This is a genomic window from Cellulosimicrobium cellulans (genome assembly GCF_007679345.1).
Lineage (GTDB): Bacteria > Actinomycetota > Actinomycetes > Actinomycetales > Cellulomonadaceae > Cellulomonas > Cellulomonas cellulans_A.
This window is the reverse complement of the sequence record NZ_VEGH01000006.1, coordinates 164,899-181,486: the sequence shown is the minus strand read 5'-3', so window position 1 is coordinate 181,486 and position 16,588 is coordinate 164,899. Positions and strand designations below refer to the sequence as shown.

General features: G+C 74.9%; 17 protein-coding genes. 6 read left to right on the top strand and 11 right to left on the bottom strand.

Annotated features, from left to right (window positions below):
- Positions 1–2 precede the first annotated feature (2 nt).
- Genes FS882_RS10025 through FS882_RS10015 form a run of 3 tightly spaced genes read right to left on the bottom strand, consistent with a single transcriptional unit; the run spans position 3 to position 3,126 of the window.
- Positions 3–851, bottom strand: coding sequence for a carbohydrate ABC transporter permease (locus FS882_RS10025; protein WP_158372912.1), 849 nt, complete (start codon positions 849–851; stop codon positions 3–5).
- The gene (locus FS882_RS10020) at positions 851–1,837 is read right to left on the bottom strand and encodes a carbohydrate ABC transporter permease (protein ID WP_262348196.1); all 987 of its coding nucleotides are present in this window, start codon (positions 1,835–1,837) and stop codon (positions 851–853) included. Before FS882_RS10020 ends, FS882_RS10025 begins: the two co-directional genes overlap by 1 nt.
- Complete coding sequence (locus FS882_RS10015; protein WP_262348195.1) at positions 1,834–3,126, bottom strand: extracellular solute-binding protein; 1,293 nt, start codon at positions 3,124–3,126, stop codon at positions 1,834–1,836. The genes FS882_RS10020 and FS882_RS10015 overlap by 4 nt, the downstream gene beginning before the upstream one ends.
- Before the next feature lie 202 nt (positions 3,127–3,328).
- On the opposite strand from FS882_RS10015, the gene FS882_RS10010 reads away from it, so the two are divergent.
- Both FS882_RS10010 and FS882_RS10005 read left to right on the top strand, forming a co-directional pair.
- Complete coding sequence (locus FS882_RS10010) at positions 3,329–3,994, top strand: carbonic anhydrase (protein ID WP_158372910.1); 666 nt, start codon at positions 3,329–3,331, stop codon at positions 3,992–3,994.
- A gap of 114 nt (positions 3,995–4,108) precedes the next feature.
- Positions 4,109–5,521 carry a class II fumarate hydratase gene (locus FS882_RS10005; protein WP_158372909.1) on the top strand — a complete coding sequence of 471 codons (1,413 nt, stop codon included), beginning with the start codon at positions 4,109–4,111 and terminating at the stop codon, positions 5,519–5,521.
- 60 nt (positions 5,522–5,581) lie between these two features.
- On the opposite strand, the gene FS882_RS10000 is transcribed toward FS882_RS10005, so the two are convergent.
- The 3 genes from FS882_RS10000 to FS882_RS09990 all read right to left on the bottom strand — a co-directional run bounded on the left by FS882_RS10000 (position 5,582) and on the right by FS882_RS09990 (position 8,406).
- Entirely contained in the window at positions 5,582–6,526 is a 945-nt protein-coding gene (locus FS882_RS10000; RefSeq protein WP_262348211.1) for a methyl-accepting chemotaxis protein, read from the bottom strand.
- Positions 6,457–7,713, bottom strand: a complete 1,257-nt coding sequence (locus FS882_RS21615) for a Cache 3/Cache 2 fusion domain-containing protein (protein WP_158372907.1) — start codon at positions 7,711–7,713, stop codon at positions 6,457–6,459. Before FS882_RS21615 ends, FS882_RS10000 begins: the two co-directional genes overlap by 70 nt.
- A 207-nt stretch (positions 7,714–7,920) precedes the next feature.
- Positions 7,921–8,406, bottom strand: a complete 486-nt coding sequence (locus FS882_RS09990; protein ID WP_222848184.1) for a MarR family winged helix-turn-helix transcriptional regulator — start codon at positions 8,404–8,406, stop codon at positions 7,921–7,923.
- A 74-nt stretch (positions 8,407–8,480) separates the two neighbouring features.
- Here FS882_RS09990 and FS882_RS09985 point away from each other — a divergent pair, with 74 nt between their 5' ends.
- Positions 8,481–9,608, top strand: a complete 1,128-nt coding sequence (locus FS882_RS09985; RefSeq protein ID WP_158372905.1) for an FUSC family protein — start codon at positions 8,481–8,483, stop codon at positions 9,606–9,608.
- 70 nt (positions 9,609–9,678) lie between these two features.
- Here the strand turns inward: FS882_RS09985 and FS882_RS09980 are convergent, their stop codons facing one another.
- Both FS882_RS09980 and FS882_RS09975 read right to left on the bottom strand, forming a co-directional pair.
- Positions 9,679–11,025 carry a PhoH family protein gene (locus FS882_RS09980; RefSeq protein WP_410053270.1) on the bottom strand — a complete coding sequence of 449 codons (1,347 nt, stop codon included), beginning with the start codon at positions 11,023–11,025 and terminating at the stop codon, positions 9,679–9,681.
- 324 nt (positions 11,026–11,349) lie between these two features.
- On the bottom strand, positions 11,350–12,111 hold the full coding sequence (locus tag FS882_RS09975) for an isoprenyl transferase (protein WP_158372904.1): 762 nt from the start codon (positions 12,109–12,111) through the stop codon (positions 11,350–11,352).
- A gap of 243 nt (positions 12,112–12,354) precedes the next feature.
- Here FS882_RS09975 and trhA point away from each other — a divergent pair, with 243 nt between their 5' ends.
- The 3 genes from trhA to FS882_RS09960 all read left to right on the top strand — a co-directional run bounded on the left by trhA (position 12,355) and on the right by FS882_RS09960 (position 14,505).
- The gene (trhA, locus tag FS882_RS09970; RefSeq protein ID WP_262348194.1) at positions 12,355–13,026 is read left to right on the top strand and encodes a PAQR family membrane homeostasis protein TrhA; all 672 of its coding nucleotides are present in this window, start codon (positions 12,355–12,357) and stop codon (positions 13,024–13,026) included.
- A gap of 29 nt (positions 13,027–13,055) precedes the next feature.
- Positions 13,056–13,838 carry a GTP pyrophosphokinase family protein gene (locus tag FS882_RS09965; RefSeq protein WP_187365248.1) on the top strand — a complete coding sequence of 261 codons (783 nt, stop codon included), beginning with the start codon at positions 13,056–13,058 and terminating at the stop codon, positions 13,836–13,838.
- Positions 13,839–13,920: 82 nt separating this feature from the next.
- Positions 13,921–14,505 (top strand): hypothetical protein, encoded by a 585-nt coding sequence (locus FS882_RS09960; RefSeq protein WP_158372903.1) that lies wholly within the window; start codon positions 13,921–13,923, stop codon positions 14,503–14,505.
- Positions 14,506–14,526: 21 nt separating this feature from the next.
- Here FS882_RS09960 and FS882_RS09955 read toward each other — a convergent pair whose 3' ends face one another.
- From FS882_RS09955 to mca, 3 genes are read right to left on the bottom strand one after another with little or no spacing between them, the layout of a single operon-like run.
- Positions 14,527–15,351 (bottom strand): carbon-nitrogen hydrolase family protein, encoded by an 825-nt coding sequence (locus tag FS882_RS09955; protein ID WP_262348193.1) that lies wholly within the window; start codon positions 15,349–15,351, stop codon positions 14,527–14,529.
- Positions 15,348–15,725: a hypothetical protein gene (locus FS882_RS09950; protein WP_158372902.1), complete on the bottom strand. Its 378-nt coding sequence runs from the start codon at positions 15,723–15,725 to the stop codon at positions 15,348–15,350. Before FS882_RS09950 ends, FS882_RS09955 begins: the two co-directional genes overlap by 4 nt.
- On the bottom strand, positions 15,722–16,579 hold the full coding sequence (mca, locus tag FS882_RS09945; RefSeq protein ID WP_158373028.1) for a mycothiol conjugate amidase Mca: 858 nt from the start codon (positions 16,577–16,579) through the stop codon (positions 15,722–15,724). Before mca ends, FS882_RS09950 begins: the two co-directional genes overlap by 4 nt.
- Positions 16,580–16,588: the final 9 nt, after the last annotated feature.

Below are 16,588 nucleotides of genomic sequence, written 5' to 3'. Positions count from 1 at the left end.
CCTCAGCCCTTGACCGCGCCCTGGGTCAGCCCGGACACGATCTGGCGCTGGAACAGCAGCACCAGGACGACGACGGGGATGGTCACGACGACGGCGGCGGCGGAGATCGCGCCGGTGGGGTCCTCGAACTGCGAGGCCCCGGAGAAGAACGCCAGAGCGGCGGGCACGGGCCGGGCCGCCTCGGTCGAGGTCAGCGAGATGCCGTACACGAAGTCGTTCCACGCGATGAAGAACGCGATCAGCGCCGTGGTGAACACGCCGGGCGCCGCGAGCGGCACGATCGCCTTGCGGAACGCCTGCCACGTCGTGGCGCCGTCGACCTGCGCGGCCTGCTCGAGCTCCCACGGGATCTGCCGGAAGAACGCGGTCAGCGTCCAGATGGAGATCGGCAGGGTCAGCGACAGGTACGGGATGATCAGGCCGGGCCAGGTGTCGTACAGGCCGATGTTCCGCCACAGGTTGAACAGCGGCGTGACGATCGAGATCACCGGGAAGATCGACACCCCGAGCGCGGTGGTGAGGATCAGCTTGCGGCCCGGGAAGTCGAGGCGGGCGATCGCGTACGCGGCGAGCGTGGCCAGCACCGAGGAGATCGCCGTCGCGATCAGCGAGATGCCGATCGAGTTGCGCAGCGAGGACAGGAACAGGTCCTGCGCCGAGCCGTCCGGACCGAGGATCTGCTCGTAGTTCGTCCACGACCACGTCGTGGGCAGGAAGTTGCCGGTGCTGAGGTCGCTCGGCAGCTTGAACGACGTCGCGATGATCGACGCGACCGGGAACAGCGCGTACACCAGCACCACGACGGTGATGGCCGCCCAGGCCGCCTTCTGCTTGCCGGACAGGGTTCCCATCACTTCTCCCCTCGGGCACCGGCGAGGTCGACCTTGAAGATCTTGATCGCGATGAAGCAGATGATGATCACGCAGACGAACAGCAGCACCGAGATGGCGGAGCCGAGGCCGATCTCCAGCCGCCCGATGGACGTCCGGTAGGCCAGCAGCGACAGCACCGTGGTGCCGTTCGCGCCGTTCGTCATGATGAAGACGTTGTCGAAGATGCGGAACGCGTCGAGCGCCCGGAACAGGACGGCCACCATGATCGCGGCCTTCATGTTGGGCAGGACCACGCGCTTCATCCGCTGCCACCAGGTGGCGCCGTCGACCTGCGCGGCCTCCTCCAGGTCGCCCGGCACCTGCGCCAGGCCGGCGAGCAGCAGCAGCGAGATGAACGGCGTGGTCTTCCAGACCTCGGACGCGATGATGACGAACAGGCTGGTCCCGGTGCCGGCGAACCAGTTCAGGTCCTCGCTGATCCCGGGCACCCAGTCGAACCAGCTGTTGACGTAGCCCGAGCTGATGTCGAACGCGTAGAACCACGCGAACGCGGAGACGACCGTGATGATCCCGTACGGCACGAGGATCGCGGTGCGCAGCAGCCCCCGGAGCCGCAGGACGGCCCGGTGCATGACCAGCGCCAGCGCGAAGCCGAGCACCAGCTCGATGGCGACGGTGATCACCATGATCACCGTCGTCACCCAGAGGGACTGCCAGAACACCTGGTCGCCCAGCACCACGCCGTAGTTGCCGAGCCCGACGAACGCCCGGTCGTCCGGGGCGGTGAGCCGGTACCGGAACAGCGAGTCGTAGACGGCCTGCAGGATCGGGTAGGCGGTGACGGCCAGCATCACCACGAACGCCGGGCCGGCCAGCCACCAGCCCAGCCGGGCCTCGGCCCGGGCGCGGTCGCTCTTGCGGGGCTTCGACGCCCGGTCCGGGCCGGCGCCGCGGGTGGCCCGCGCCGTCGTCCCCGCCGTGGCGCCGGTGATCTCGGTACTCACAGCAGGCGCTCCCCTCGCAGCACGGCGGTGATGAAGTCCGTGGACTCCTGCGGCGTCCGGTCGGGGTCGACCGAGGCCGGCGGGTGCCACGTCTCCTGCAGCCCCTGGGACACCTCGTTGTAGTACGGCGTCTGCGGCCGCGGGGCCGCCTGCTCCAGCGACTGCCGGATGACGTCCGCCATCGGGAACGTCTCCTGCACCTCGGGATCGTCGTAGGCGACCGTCGAGGACGGCGGGTTGCCGTCGGAGACGAAGTACGCGGCCTCGTTCTCCGGCTGCACGATGCACGCGGCGGCCTCGTAGGCCTCGTCGACGTGCGCGCTGAACGCGCCGACGCCGAGGTTGATGCCGCCGTACGGCGGCGCGGCGTCGGTGCCCTCGGTCACCTGCGGGTAGATCGCCCAGCCGACGTCGTCCAGGAACGCCTGGTCCAGCGCGCCGTCCTCGACGGACGCCTGCATGGCGGGCCAGACGAACGGCCAGTTCACCATGAACGACCCGCTGTCCCCCTGGAACTGGGTGAGCGAGGCGTTCTCGTCCTGGGTGGGCAGGCCGGGGCCGCCGAGCCTGTCCTTGCCGATCTCCCCGATGATCCGGGCGGCCTCCCTGCCGGCGTCGGACTCCAGGCCGAGCGTCACGTCCTCGGCCGGCGCCTCGGGGTTCTCCACGATCTGGCCGCCGGCCGACTCGACCAGGGCGTTGATCCACACCGTGTACGCCTCGGCCTTGATGCCCTGCACGCCGAGCGTCTTGTCCTGGTCGCGGGCCGCGTCCATCACCTGGTCCCAGGTCACGGGCGCGGCGGCGGGGTCGAGCCCGGCGGCCTCGGCGACCGACTTCTTGTACCAGAGCAGCTGGGTGTTGGCCCAGAACGGGACGGTCACGAGCTCGTCGCCCCAGGACGCGCCCTGCAGCGCGCCCTCCGCGACGTCCTGGCTCACCTGCTCGGCGACGTCGTCGGGCACCGGCGCCAGGAACCCGGCGTTGGCCAGCTCGGGGATGAACGGCGGGTCCAGGCTCATCAGGTCGATCGACGAGTCCGACGCCGCGAGCCGGCGCGCCAGCTGCTCGCGCTGCGAGCTCGCGTCGCGCGGCAGCACCGAGACCTCGATGCGGTACGCGCCGCCGGCCTCCTCGGTGCACTGCTGCGCCAGCCTCGCCTGGCCCCCCGCGTCCGGGTTGGTGTACCAGGTGAGCACCGGCGTCGAGTCGGCCGGCGCGCACGCCGCCAGCCCCGCCCCCAGCGCGAGCACCGTCACCCCGGCGATCGCCCTCGACCGTCTTCGCACGCGCACCGCTCTCCTCAGTCCGGCGCCGCGTGCGCCCCGACCTGGGGATCCGCGGCGTCTCCACGCTTCCACCACTAGGGCTACACCGCGCCGCGGTGGTCTGCCACCGGAGCGCAGGCCGTCCGGGGCGCTCGCGGCGGGACGTGCGGGCCGCGCGGACGCCGGTCCCGAGCACGCGCCCGGCGGTGCGACCATGGGGCGCATGGCACACCCCACGACCCCCGCCGAGGCCTGGACCGCGCTGCGCGCCGGCAACGACCGGTTCGTCCGCGGCGAGATGGAGCACCCGTCCCAGGGCATCGACCGCCGCGCCGAGGTCAGCACGGCGCAGCACCCGTTCGCCGTCGTGTTCGGCTGCTCGGACAGCCGCGTGGCGGCCGAGATCATCTTCGACCAGGGCCTCGGCGACGTGTTCGTGGTCCGCACGGCCGGGCACGTCCTGGACACCACCGTGATCGGGTCGATCGAGTACGGCGTCGAGGTGCTGGGCGCCTCGCTGGTCGTCGTCCTCGGCCACGACTCCTGCGGCGCGGTGGCGGCGGCCACGGCGGCGCTCACCACCGGCGAGCTGCAGCGCGGCTTCGTGCGCGCCGTCGTCGACCGGGTGATCCCGTCGATCGTGTCGCTCGCGCACGGCTCCGACGCCGAGGGCCGGCCGCGCGACCTGTCGTCGGTGGACCCCGCCGAGCTCGGCCACGAGCACGTGCGGCACACCGTCGACATGCTGCGCTCGTACTCCGTGACGCTGGCCGAGGGCATCGACGCCGGCCGCGTCGCGGTCGTCGGCGTCGAGTACGCCCTGGCGGACGGCCACGCCCGCCTCACCTCCGCGATCGGTGACATCGGCGACGTCCCGGTCCCCGCCTGACGCCTCCCTCGCACACCCGCCTCTCGTGAGGGGCCCGCCGGGGGCGTGTGACGTGCGCCACCCTGGGGCCGGGTGGTCGGGACCTCGGTCCCTGGCGGTGGCAGGATCGGCCGCATGAGCCTGCACGCCGACGACGACGTCCAGTACCGCATCGAGCGCGACACGATGGGCGAGGTCCGCGTCCCCGCGGACGCCCTCTACCGCGCGCAGACCCGGCGCGCGGTAGAGAACTTCCCGATCAGCGGGACCGGCCTGGAGCGCGGCCACGTCGCCGCGCTGGCCCGGGTCAAGAAGGCCGCCGCCCTGGCCAACGCCGAGCTCGGCATCCTCGACGCCGCCGTGGCGCGCGCGATCGCCGACGCGGCGGACGAGGTCGCCGACGGCCGGCACGACGCGCACTTCCCGGTCGACGTCTACCAGACCGGCTCCGGCACGTCCTCGAACATGAACATGAACGAGGTCCTGGCGACCCTCGCGTCCCGGTCCCTCGGCGCCGACGTCCACCCGAACGACCACGTCAACGCCTCGCAGTCCTCGAACGACGTCTTCCCGACCTCGGTGCACGTGGCCGCCACCGACGGCGCGGTCAACGACCTCGTCCCCGCGCTGGAACACCTCGCCGCCTCGCTGGAGCGGCTCGCCGGGAAGCACGCCGGCGACGTGAAGGCCGGCCGCACGCACCTCATGGACGCGACGCCGGTGACCTTCGGCCAGGAGTTCGGCGGCTACGCGGCCGCGGTGCGCCGGGGCGTGGAGCGGGTGCAGGCGGCGCTCCCCCGCGTGGCGGAGGTCCCGCTCGGCGGCACGGCGGTGGGCACCGGCATCAACACCCCCGCCGGCTTCCCGCAGCGGGTCATCGCCCTGCTCGCCGAGGAGACGGGCCTGCCGCTCACCGAGGCGCGCGACCACTTCGAGGCCCAGGGCGCCCGGGACGGGCTGGTCGAGCTGTCGGGCGCGCTGAAGACCATCGCGGTCAGCCTGACCAAGATCTGCAACGACCTGCGCTGGATGGGCTCCGGCCCGAACACCGGCCTGGGCGAGATCCGCATCCCCGACCTGCAGCCGGGCTCGTCGATCATGCCGGGCAAGGTGAACCCGGTGATCCCCGAGGCCGTCCTCATGGTGGCCGCGCGCGTGGTCGGCAACGACGCCACGGTGGCGTGGGCCGGCGCGAGCGGCTCGTTCGAGCTCAACGTGCAGATCCCGGTCATGGGCCAGGCGGTGCTCGAGTCCGAGCGGCTGCTCGCGGCGGCCTGCCGGGTGCTCGCCGACCGGACCGTCGACGGCATCGAGGTCGTCACGGAGCGCGGCGCGGCCTACGCCGGGTCGTCCCCGTCGATCGTCACCCCGCTGAACCGGGTGATCGGCTACGAGGCCGCGGCGAAGATCGCCAAGCACGCGGTGGCGCAGGGCATCACGGTGCGCGAGGCGGTCGTCGACCTCGGCTACGTCGAGCGCGGCGAGGTCACCGAGGCGCAGCTGGACGCGGCGCTCGACCTGCTGAGCATGACCCGCCCGAAGGCCTGACGCCGGCGCGACGGCGCCGCCGGTCCGGGGCAGGGGGTCCCGGGCCGACGGCGCCGCGCCCTAGCGTGCCAGGTCGAACTGCGCGGCGGGCCCGTTCAGCGTGAATTCCTCCGCACCCCGCGCGAGCTCGGCGGCGACGTCACCCAGGGTGATGACGGCCTGCCGCACCTCGGCGGCCCCGTCGAACGCCCGGCCGGCCGCCTGCGCGACGTCCGCCGCGCTGCCCGCGATGTCGGTCGTGCTCTCGGCGGCGACCACCAGGTTGCGCTCGATCTCCGACGTCGTGGCGGTCTGCTCCTCGACCACCGCGGACACCGCGCCCTGCAGCCCGTCGACCGTCGCGACCGCCCGGGAGATCCGGGACACCGACTCCTGCACGTCCGCGGCGTCCCGGGTGACGGCCTCCAGCACCGGGGTGATGGTGCCGATCGCGCTGGACGTCTGCTGCGCCAGGTCCTTGACCTCGCCCGCCACCACCGCGAACCCGGCACCGGCGCTGCCCGCCCGGGCGGCCTCGATGCTGGCGTTCAGCGCCAGCAGGTGGGTCTGGCCGGCGATGGTCGTCACGGTGTCGAGCACGGCCGCGATCTGGCCGGTCGAGGCCGCGAGCCGGTCGGCCGCCGCGGCCGCCTCGGCGGTCACGCCCACGGCCTGGGCCGCCTCGCCGGAGGCCGCGGTCACGTCCTGCGCGACCGACTCGATCGACGCGCGCATCTCGGTCATCGCCGCGGTCACGGTCTGCACCTCGGTGCTCACGACGGAGGCGGAGCCGGCGACGCCCTCGGCGCGGGACACCGTGCGCCCCGCGGCCTCCTCCAGCGTCCCGGACGACCCGTCGAGCCGGCCCGCGGTGCCGCGCACGGCCTCGGCGCCCTCGCGCATCCGGGTGAGCGCGGCGCGCATGGCGTCGATGGCCTCGCCGAGGGCGGCGCCCATCACGCCGATCTCGTCGCGGCCCTCGCCGCGCACCGCCACGGACAGGTCCCGGTCCGCGACCCGCCGCAGCGCGGTGGTGAGCCGGCCGACCCGCGCGACGACCCGGCCCGAGATCCACACGACGAGCGCGACCGCCGCCGCGGCCACCACGAGCCCGGCCACCAGCAGCGTGAGCATGAGGGTGCCCGCGCCGGACTCCAGCTCGGCGGACACCGCGCGCAGGTCGGCGTCGAAGCCCCACGCGGCGACGGTCCAGCCCCACGGCGCGTACCGGGCGAGCTGCACGGTGGCGGCGCCGGCCTCCCCGAGGTCCACGCGCTCGGTCGCCGTCTCCCCTCGCCCAGCGCGGCGGCGGCCTCGACCAGCCGGGGCGCGTACGCCTCGCCGTCCGCGTCCACGGAGCCCGCGGCGTCGCCCGCCTGCGCTCCCGGCGGCGGGACGACCCACTTCCCGTCCGCGTCCGCGACGGTCAGGTAGCCCTCCTCGCCGACGGCCACCTCGGCCAGCGCGGCGCGCAGCGGGGCGTCGACCTCGGTCTGCGGGACGCCGACGAACAGCGCGCCCACGACGTCGTCGCCGGCCATCAGCGGCGCGTAGGCCGTGACGTACGGCTGCCCGACGACGGTCGCCGTGCCGTAGTACGGCTGCCCGGCCAGCAGCGAGGCGACCACGGCGTTCGGCGTGCCGTCGGCACCCGTCGCGCCGATCGCGGTGCCGATGACCCGCGCGCCGTCGGCGTTCGTCACGCTCGTCGCGACGCGCAGCATGTCGCCCTCGGCGTCGACCCGCTGGAAGACGGTGACGGGGGCGTCGAGCAGCGACGTGATGTCGTCGACGACGGGGACCGGGACCGCGGGGTCCGTGGTACGGCCGAGCCAGGTGCCGCCGACCTGCAGGCGCGGCAGGTCGACCTCCTCGGTGGCGCCCGTGGTCTGGTCGGTGACGGTCCAGTGCTCGGAGCCCTCGAAGGTCAGCGCCCCGGCCTGCGCGAACGTCTCCTGGGCCACCCGGAGGCTGGACGCCATCCGGTCGGTGACCGTGGCCACCTGGGTCCCGACCATCGTCACCGCCTGCTGCGTCGTCTGCGACATGGAGTCGCGCATCAGGCGGTCGACGTCGTCGCCCGCCTGGGACGCGAGGCCGGTCACCTGCCAGCCGCCGACGGCGGTGAGCAGGGCGGCGGTGACGGCGACGGCGCCGGCTCCGGTCGCGACGAGCTGAGCGCGCAGGCTGGTGCGCAGTCGGGGCAGGGGCACGGTGGTCTCCTGGGCCGAGGGCGGGCGCCGGTCGGCCGGGTGGGCCGCCGGCGGTGTCGCCGACCCATCGGAGGGACCTCGGTCCCATGTGAGCGGTCACAGGGGAGGAAACCGGATGTCGCGGACGATCTTCACCCGCGAACGGGCCGCGCGGAGGGCGTCGACCTGGTCAGCCGTCGGGGCCCCGGCGGCCGCCCGGACCCGCGCTCAGGCCCCGCCCTCGACCCGGACGAGCACCCGGGACAGCAGCGCCGCGAGCGCCTCCGCCTCGTCCCCGTCCAGGGCGGCCAGGGCGTCGGCCTCGCGGGCGAGGTGCTCGGGCATCAGCCGGTCGACCGCGGCGCGACCCTCGTCGGTGAGCTCGAGGAGCACACCCCGGCGGTCCCGGTGCGGGATCGCCCGCGCCACCAGGCCGGCGCGCACCAGCGTGTCCGCGCGCTTGGTGATCGCGGCCGGCGAGGCGGCGGTGATCGTGGACACCTCGGCGGCCCGCAGCGCGCGCCCGGCCCGGCGCAGGGCGCAGAGCACGTCGAACTCGCCCCGCGTCAGGTCCGCCTCCGCCAGCGCGGCCTCCGCCCGGGCGTCCAGCAGCGCGGCGATCCGGGTGATCCGCCCGGCCACGGCGATCGGCGCGACGTCGAGCCCCGGCGCCTCGCGCTCCCAGTCCGCACGGAGGCGGTCCACGCTGTCCACGGCCGCCACCCTACCGAGCGTGAGTTGCTTCACGAATCATTTACCGGTGAACGACTGCGTGGCAGGATCAGCAGGTGCACCGTCTGTCCCTCGCCGCCGCCCTCCTGCACCCGTCCCAGCTCCGCGCCGCCCTGAGGCCGCACCGGGGCGGGCCGAGCACCCGGGACTCCCTCGGCGGGGCGCTGCGGTGCGGTGCGAGCGTCGCGCTGGCGTTCCTGCTGGTCGCCACGATCGGCCACCACGAGCTCGCCGGCTACGCCTCGCTCGGCGCGCTCGCGTCGCTCTACGGGCGGTCGAGCGGGTACGCCTGGCGGCTGCGGCTCATGGCGCTGGTCGGCGGCGCCCTCACGGCGACCGTGGTGGCGATGTCGGCCCTGGCCGCCGCGGGCGCCCCGGTCGTCGCGGAGCTGGCCGTGCTGACGCTGCTCGCCGCGGGCGCCACGGCCGGTGCGGTGGCGCTGCGCACCGGCCCGCCGGGGGCGACGATCCTCGTCTTCGCGGCGGGTGCCGGCACGGCCGCCGCCGCCGGCGCGGGCGACGTCCTGGCGCGGGGCCTCGCGGTCGCGGGCGGCGCGCTCGTCGCCTGCCTGGTCTGCAACGCCGGCTGGTCGCTCGACCGGCGCCGCGGGCGTCCGACCGAGCCCGCGCCGCGGGTGCGCGACGTCGTGCGCGCCGGCACCGCGGGCGGCGCGGCCCTCTCCCCCACGGCCTCCGTCGCGGTGGCCGCCGCGCTCGCCGGGGCCGTCGCGTCCGCCGCCGGCTGGGGACATCCGGCCTGGGCCGTGATGGGCGCCGCGGCCGTCCTGCAGGGCGCGCACGTCCGGCACATGGGCGTCCGGGCGCTGCAGCGCGCCGCGGGCACCGCCGCGGGCGTCGCCATCGCGCTCCCGCTGCTCGGGGCGCACCTGCCGTTCTGGGCCGTCGCGGCGCTCGTCGTGGTGCTGCAGACCGCGACCGAGCTGGTCGTCGCCCGGCACTACGGGGTCGCGATGCTCACCATCACCCCCATGGCGCTGCTGATGACGTCGCTGGGCGCGCCGCTGGACCCGACCCGGCTGGCCCTCGACCGCGCCCTGGACACGGCCGCCGGCGCGGTGGTCGGCCTCGTGGTCGCGGTCCTGGCGGCCCGCCCGGACCCCACGCCCCCCACCCCGACCCCCACTCCCTCGCCGATCCCCGCCACCTCGCCGAGCGTGCAGTAGACGTCGTCTTCCCGGCCGGGGAAGCGACATCTGCTGCACGCTCGGCGAGAGCGGCCGGGCGGTCGGGGCGTCAGAGCTCGATGCCCTCCAGCATCTCCGTCACCAGGGCCGCGACCGGCGACCGCTCCGAGCGGGTCAGCGTCACGTGCGCGAACAGCGGGTGCCCCTTGAGCGCCTCGATCACCGCCGCGACGCCGTCGTGCCGGCCGACGCGCAGGTTGTCCCGCTGCGCGACGTCGTGGGTGAGCACCACGCGCGAGCTCTGCCCGATCCGGGACAGCACGGTCAGCAGCACGTTCCGCTCGAGGGACTGCGCCTCGTCGACGATCACGAAGGCGTCGTGCAGCGACCGCCCGCGGATGTGCGTCAGCGGCAGCACCTCCAGCAGCTCGCGGTCCATGATCTCCTCGACCACCTCGCGGCTGACCACCGCGCCCAGGGTGTCGAACACCGCCTGGGCCCAGGGGTTCATCTTCTCGGCCTCGCTGCCCGGCAGGTAGCCGAGCTCCTGGCCGCCGACCGCGTAGAGCGGCCGGAACACCATGACCTTGCGGTGCTGCCGGCGCTCCAGCACGGCCTCCAGCCCGGCGCACAGCGCGAGCGCCGACTTGCCGGTGCCGGCCCGTCCGCCCAGCGACACGATGCCGACCGACTCGTCCATCAGCAGGTCGATCGCGATGCGCTGCTCCGCGCTGCGGCCGTGCAGGCCGAAGACGTCCTGGTCGCCACGCACCACCTGCACGTGCTTGTCGGCGGTGACCCGGCCGAGCGCCGAGCCGCGCGGGCTGTGCATCACCAGGCCGGTGTGGGTCGGCAGCGTCGGGGCGTCGGGCAGGTCCGCCAGCGGCAGCGACTCGTGCTCCCACAGGTCGGCCATCTGCTGCTCGGTGAGGTCGAGCGCGTCCATGCCGGTCCAGCCGGAGTCGACGGCGAGCTCGTGCCGGTACTCCTCCGCCCGCAGGCCGATCGCCGACGCCTTGATCCGCATCGGCAGGTCCTTGGAGACCACGGTGACGTCGTGGCCCTCCGCCGCGAGGTTGGCGGCGCACGCGAGGATGCGGGTGTCGTTGTCCCCCAGCCGGAAACCGGCCGGCAGCACCGCCGGGTCGGTGTGGTTGAGCTCGACCCGCAGCGTGCCGCCCTGCTCCCCGAGCGGGATCGGCGTGTCCAGCCCGCCGTGCGCGACCCGCAGGTCGTCCAGCAGCCGCAGGGCCGCACGGGCGAAGTAGCCGAGCTCGGCGTGGTGCCGCTTGGCCTCGAGCTCGGTGATCACGACGACGGGGAGGACCACGTCGTGCTCGGCGAACCGCGTGATCGCCCGCGGGTCCGACAGGAGGACGGAGGTGTCGAGGACGTGCGTCCGGCGCCCCTCCGGCTGGTCGGTCGAGGCGGTGGCGGTTCCCAGCTTGCTGACCACGGCAGGCTCCCTCCGGCGCTGCTCAGCGCCGAGTCGGACCCCTCGCGCCGGACCCGCGGGTCCTGCGGCGCTCGGTGACGGGACGAGGGCGGCCGGCCGCGGAGGGCCAGGACCGGCCCTCCCCCCGGAGCGGATGCTCCATGGGCTGGCCTCCCGGGGGCGGCGGGTGCCGCCCGTTGCTCCGGACGCTACGCCGCGCCTCCGACACGTCCGCGCGCGCGACACGCCGCGGGTGTGATCCGCAACACGTTGTTCACCCGCGGGACGCCGCGGCGTCGTCCGGGTCGCCGGGGCAGGGCCCGGCGGCGGCGCGCGACCGGCGCGTCACTGGCCGTGCCGGCGCTCCCGGGCGGCGTAGTCGCGGACCGCGCGCAGGAAGTCGACCCGCCGGAAGTCCGGCCAGTAGACCTCGCAGAAGTAGTACTCGGAGTGCACCGACTGCCACAGCATGAAGCCGCCGAGCCGCTGCTCCCCCGACGTGCGGATCACCAGGTCGGGGTCGGGCTGGCCCTTGGTGTAGAGGTGGTCGGCGATGTGCTCGACGTCGAAGGTCGCCGCGATGTCGTCCAGCGTCGCGCCCTCGGCGGCCCGCTCGCGCAGGTAGGACCGCACGGCGTCCGCGATCTCCCGGCGGCCGCCGTAGCCGATCGCGACGTTCACGTGCAGTCCGCGGACGTCGGCCGTGGCGGACTCGGCGTCCCGCAGCGTCGCCCGGGTGTGCTCCGGGAGCAGGTCGAGGGAGCCGACCGCCTGCAGCCGCCAGCGCCGGGTGGCCGCGAGCTCGCGCACCGCGTCCTCGATGATGCCCAGGAGCGAGTCCAGCTCCTCGGGGTCGCGGCTCAGGTTGTCCGTCGACAGCATCCAGAGCGTGACGACCTCGACGCCGACCTCCTCGCCCCAGGCCAGGAGGTCCGCGATCCGGTCCGCGCCGCGCCGGTGCCCGGTGGCGGTGGACTCGCCGAGCTGCCGCGCCCACCGCCGGTTGCCGTCCAGGATGACGCCGACGTGCCGCGGGACCCGGTCGCGGGGCAGCGAGGCGGCGAGGCGGCGCTCGTACAGCCCGTAGAGCGGGTGGGGCAGGCGCACGCGCGGGTCTCCTCATCATGGGCGGCTGGCGTGCTCACGCTACCGCTCGCGCGCGGCACGGCACCGCGCGTCCCGCGGCCCCCGCGAGGAGGATTCGTGCAGGCCGCGCGACCGGCGCCGGGCGCACAACCTACGCACCCGTAACCTACGCATTCGTAGGTTAGGCTCGACCGCGTCGCGAGCCGCCGCGACGGCGCGCCGTCGGTGCGCCGCCCCCACCGCGAGCACGAGGGAGGACCCGCCGTGGACGTCACCGAGACCGCCGAGCAGATCGCCGACGCCGTCAAGCCGCGGCTGCGCGGCTGGATCCACGCCGGCATGTTCCCGGTGGCGACCGTCGCCTCGGTCGTGCTCGTCGTGCTCGCCCCCACCACGCCGCTGACGCTCGCCAGCGCGGTCTTCGGCGTGGCCGCGATGCTGCTGTTCGGCACGAGCGCCGTCTACCACCGCGGCACCTGGTCCCCGCGGGTCGCCGGCGTCCTGCGCCGGATGGACCACACCAACATCTTCCTGGTCATCTCGGGCACTTACACGCCGCTGGCGGTCGCGCTGCTGCCCGCGTCGACGGCGCGGACGCTGCTGATCATCGTCTGGGCCGGCGCGCTGGTCGGCCTGCTCGCGCGCGTGTTCTGGCTCGGCGCGCCGCGCTGGGTCTACGTGCCGGTGTACGTCGCGCTCGGCTGGGTCGCCGTGTGGTTCCTGCCCGCGTTCGGGCGGGCGCCCAACGGCGGCGCCGAGGTGGTGTGGCTCGTCGCCCTCGGCGGCCTGGCGTACACGGTCGGCGCCGTGGTCTACGGCCTCAAGCGACCGAACCCCAGCCCGCGCTGGTTCGGGTTCCACGAGGTGTTCCACGCGCTCACCGTCGTCGGCTTCTCCTGCCACTACGCCGCCGCGGCCCTGGCGGTCCTGCGCTGACCCCCTCTTGGGGCAACTACGGTGGAGGCATGACCGGCACCGTGCAGCGCACTCCCGACCCGTCGGCCCTGCCCGACCCGGCCGAGCTCCGGGCGCTCATGCGCGACATGCGCCGGCTGGCGCTGACGTACAAGTTCGGCATCGACGAGGTCATGACCAAGATCGCGATCCTGCGCGACGAGTTCCGGCACATGGCCAACTACAACCCGGTCGAGCACGTCGGCTCCCGGCTCAAGTCGTTCGAGTCGATCGTAGCCAAGTGCCGGCGCAAGGGCATCCCGCTGACGCCCGCGGCGGTCCGGGAGCAGATGTTCGACGTCGCGGGGGTGCGGGTCACCTGCTCGTTCGTCTCGGACATCTACCGGGTGCGGGACATGCTCGTCGGCCAGTCCGACCTCACGCTGCTCGAGGAGCGCGACTACATCGCGCACCCGAAGCCCAACGGCTACCAGTCGCTGCACCTCATCGTGCAGGTGCCGGTCTACCTGTCCGACCGCGTGGAGGACGTGGTCGTCGAGATCCAGCTCCGCACCATCGCGATGGACTTCTGGGCGAGCCTCGAGCACAAGATCTTCTACAAGTACGGCCGGCAGGTGCCCCGGCACCTCACCGACTCTCTCAAGCTCGCCGCCGACGTGGCCGCCCAGCTGGACGCCTCGATGGAGCGGATCCACGACGAGGTCCGCGCGCTCGCCGGCGACGACGAGGCGGTCGAGCACGCCGAGGCGGTGCTCACCCCCGAGGAGCTGCTGCGCACGTTCTGGCCGCCGCCGGACACGGGCATCGACGCGGAGGGGCGCCCGCGGGGCTGACCTGCCGGAACCGGCCACGCCGGGGCCCCCGACCCGGCAGACTCGTCGCGGACCAGCACCGCGAGCCAGGGGGCACGAGCGCATGACCGGCACGAACGACACCACCCGCGTGCTCGGCACGCTCGTCGGCCTGGCCGCCGGGGCCACCGGGGTCGGCTACTGGGTGAACGGGCTCACGGTGCCGCTGGCGAAGGTCGCGGTCCGCGTCGCCCCGGACGCGACGGCGGTGCCCGGGTTGTCCGGAGACGCCACGCTCGCGCCCGTCACGACCACCGCCGAGCTGACCCTGTGGGGCGTCGACGGCGCGGACCGGGTCGTCACCCGGCTCGGCCTCGTGCTGACGCTGCTGCTGGTCGCCGCGACCGCCTTCGTCCTCGTGGCGCAGGCCCGCCGGTACGCGTCCTACGGCCCCGCGTGGTTGCTCGTGCCGTCCCGGCTGTCGACCTGGGCCGGCGTGCTGGTCGCCGCGCTGGGCATCCTGCCCGCCGCGGGGGCCTGGGTGGCGTCGAGCACCGTGCTGGTGCTCGCCGGGTCGCCGAAGGGGCTCTCGCCCGTGGTCGACGTGCAGCCGGGCTGGGTCGTGGCCGGCCTCGGCTACCTGGCGGTCACGCGCGCGGTGCGCCTGGCGGTCCCCCTGCGGCCCGTGCCGGCTCCGCCGTTCGTCTGACCCGGACCGCTCGCGACGGCGTCAGACCGCCGGGACCACCCGGTAGCGGCGGTTCGCCAGGGACGGGTTGGCCGCCCGCACGTCCCGCAGCGCCTCCGGGTCGAGGTCGACCGTCCGCAGCTCGGGCTCCTCGCCGAGCTCCAGCCCCACCACGCCGTCGGGGCCGACCACGAGCGAGCGCCCGGTGACGCCCTTCCCGGCCTGGCCGACCGCGACCACGACGGCGGTGTTCTCGATCGCCCGCGCGATCGACAGCGCGCGCCAGTGCTCGGCCTTCAGCGGGCCGGCCGCCCACGCGGCCGGGACCACCAGCACGTCCGCCCCGGCGTCCACCAGCCGGCGCGCCGACTCGGGGAACCGCAGGTCGTAGCAGGTCAGCACGCCGAGCCGGAGTCCCGCGACGTCGAGCGTCAGCGGCGGGGCGTCCGCCGGGCCGGCCTCCAGCCGCTCCGACTCCCGGTGCCCGAAGGCGTCGTACAGATGCACCTTGCGGTACACGCCCGCGAGCGCGCCGTCGGCACCGACGGCGACCACCGCGTTCACCGCCCGTGCCGGGTCGGTGCCCGGCAGCGTCGTGCCCGCCAGGACCGCCACGCCGTCCGCGGCCGCGCGCTCGCGCAGCAGCGTGACGAACGGGCCGTCCAGCGGCTCGGCGTGCTCCGGGCCGGTCCCCCGCGGGTCGAAGCCCGAGGCGTACTCCGGCAGCACCAGCACGTCCGCCCGGGCGCGGCCCGCCGTGTCGAACGCCCGGCGGACCACCTCGCGGTTCGCGTCGTGGTCGTCGCTCACCCGGAGCTGGCCGACCGTGACGCGCACCGCCGGGCGGACCGGCGGCGGGGTGGTCACGCGCGGCCCCGCGGCGGGGCGCTCGGCCCCGGGTCGACGGTGCCGTCCGGGTCGTCGGTGCCGTCCCGGTCGCCGGCCGGCGGCGCGGACGCGGTGCCCGACGCGGCGGACGTGCCCGTCGCGCCGCCCTCGGCCTCCCGCAGCCGCCGCGCGTTCCGGTCGACGACCCGCAGGTGCCGCACCATCGAGAACCCGAGCAGGATCACGGCCACCGCGGCCGCGAACGTCACCAGGAACCCGAGCAGCCCCGGCGACGTCTGGTCCTCCGGCGGGATCTCGATGCTCGACGGCGAGGGCGACGGGTCGACGGCCGCGGCCACCGCCCCCCAGCCCTGCAGCAGCGTGCCGTGCGCGACCGCCAGCAGCCCCGTCACGCGATCGCCTCCCGCACGCCGGCGAACAGGTCGTCCTCCGGCAGCGTCGTCGGGACCCGCGACTCGGCGAGCTCGAACTCCTCGGTCGGCCACACCTCGAGCTCCAGGTCCCGCGGCATCGCGAAGAAGAAGCCCTCGGGGTCGATCTGCGTCGCGTGCGCCCGCAGCGCCGCGTCCCGCGCGTCGAAGTGCTCGTGCACGTCGACCAGGGTGGTGACCTCGCGCTCGGGGATCTCCCGGGCCGCCCGGGACTCGACCCACTCGCCGAACGGCGACTCCAGGCCCCGCTCCACCAGCGCCTCGTGCGCCGCGCGGATCCGCGCCATCGAGAACCCGTGGTTGTAGTAGAGCTTCAGCGGCTCCCACGGCTCGCCCGCCCCGCGGTACCGCTCGGGGTCGCCGGCGGCGTGGAACGCCTCGAAGGCGACCCGGTGGCACATGATGTGGTCCGGGTGCGGGTAGCCGCCGGTCGGGTCGTACGTGGTGATCACGTGCGGCCGGAACTCGCGCACCAGCTCGACCAGCGGGCGGGCCGCCTCCTCCAGCGGCTGCAGCGCGAAGCAGCCGTCGGGCAGCGGCGGCAGCGGGTCGCCCTCGGGCAGCCCCGAGTCGACGAAGCCCAGCCAGTGCTGGCGCACGCCGAGCGCGGCGGCCGCCGCGGCCATCTCGGTGCGGCGCACGGCGCGCATCTCCTCGATGCCGCCCTCGACGGGCGGGTGGTGCGGGTTCAGCACGTCGCCGCGCTCCCCGCCGGTGCAGGTGACGACGAGCACGTCCACGCCCTCCGCGGCGTAGCGGGCGGTCGTCGCCGCCCCCTTGCTCGACTCGTCGTCCGGGTGGGCGTGCACCGCCATCAGGCGCAG

Coding starts and splice junctions, on each gene's coding strand:
- FS882_RS10025 (WP_158372912.1), bottom strand. CDS start 851: ATGGGAACCCTGTCCGGCAAGCAGAAGGCGGCCTGGGCGGCCATCACC.
- mca (WP_158373028.1), bottom strand. CDS start 16,579: ATGGCGGTGCACGCCCACCCGGACGACGAGTCGAGCAAGGGGGCGGCG.
- FS882_RS09965 (WP_187365248.1), top strand. CDS start 13,056: ATGACCGGCACCGTGCAGCGCACTCCCGACCCGTCGGCCCTGCCCGAC.
- FS882_RS09960 (WP_158372903.1), top strand. CDS start 13,921: ATGACCGGCACGAACGACACCACCCGCGTGCTCGGCACGCTCGTCGGC.
- FS882_RS10005 (WP_158372909.1), top strand. CDS start 4,109: ATGAGCCTGCACGCCGACGACGACGTCCAGTACCGCATCGAGCGCGAC.
- FS882_RS10010 (WP_158372910.1), top strand. CDS start 3,329: ATGGCACACCCCACGACCCCCGCCGAGGCCTGGACCGCGCTGCGCGCC.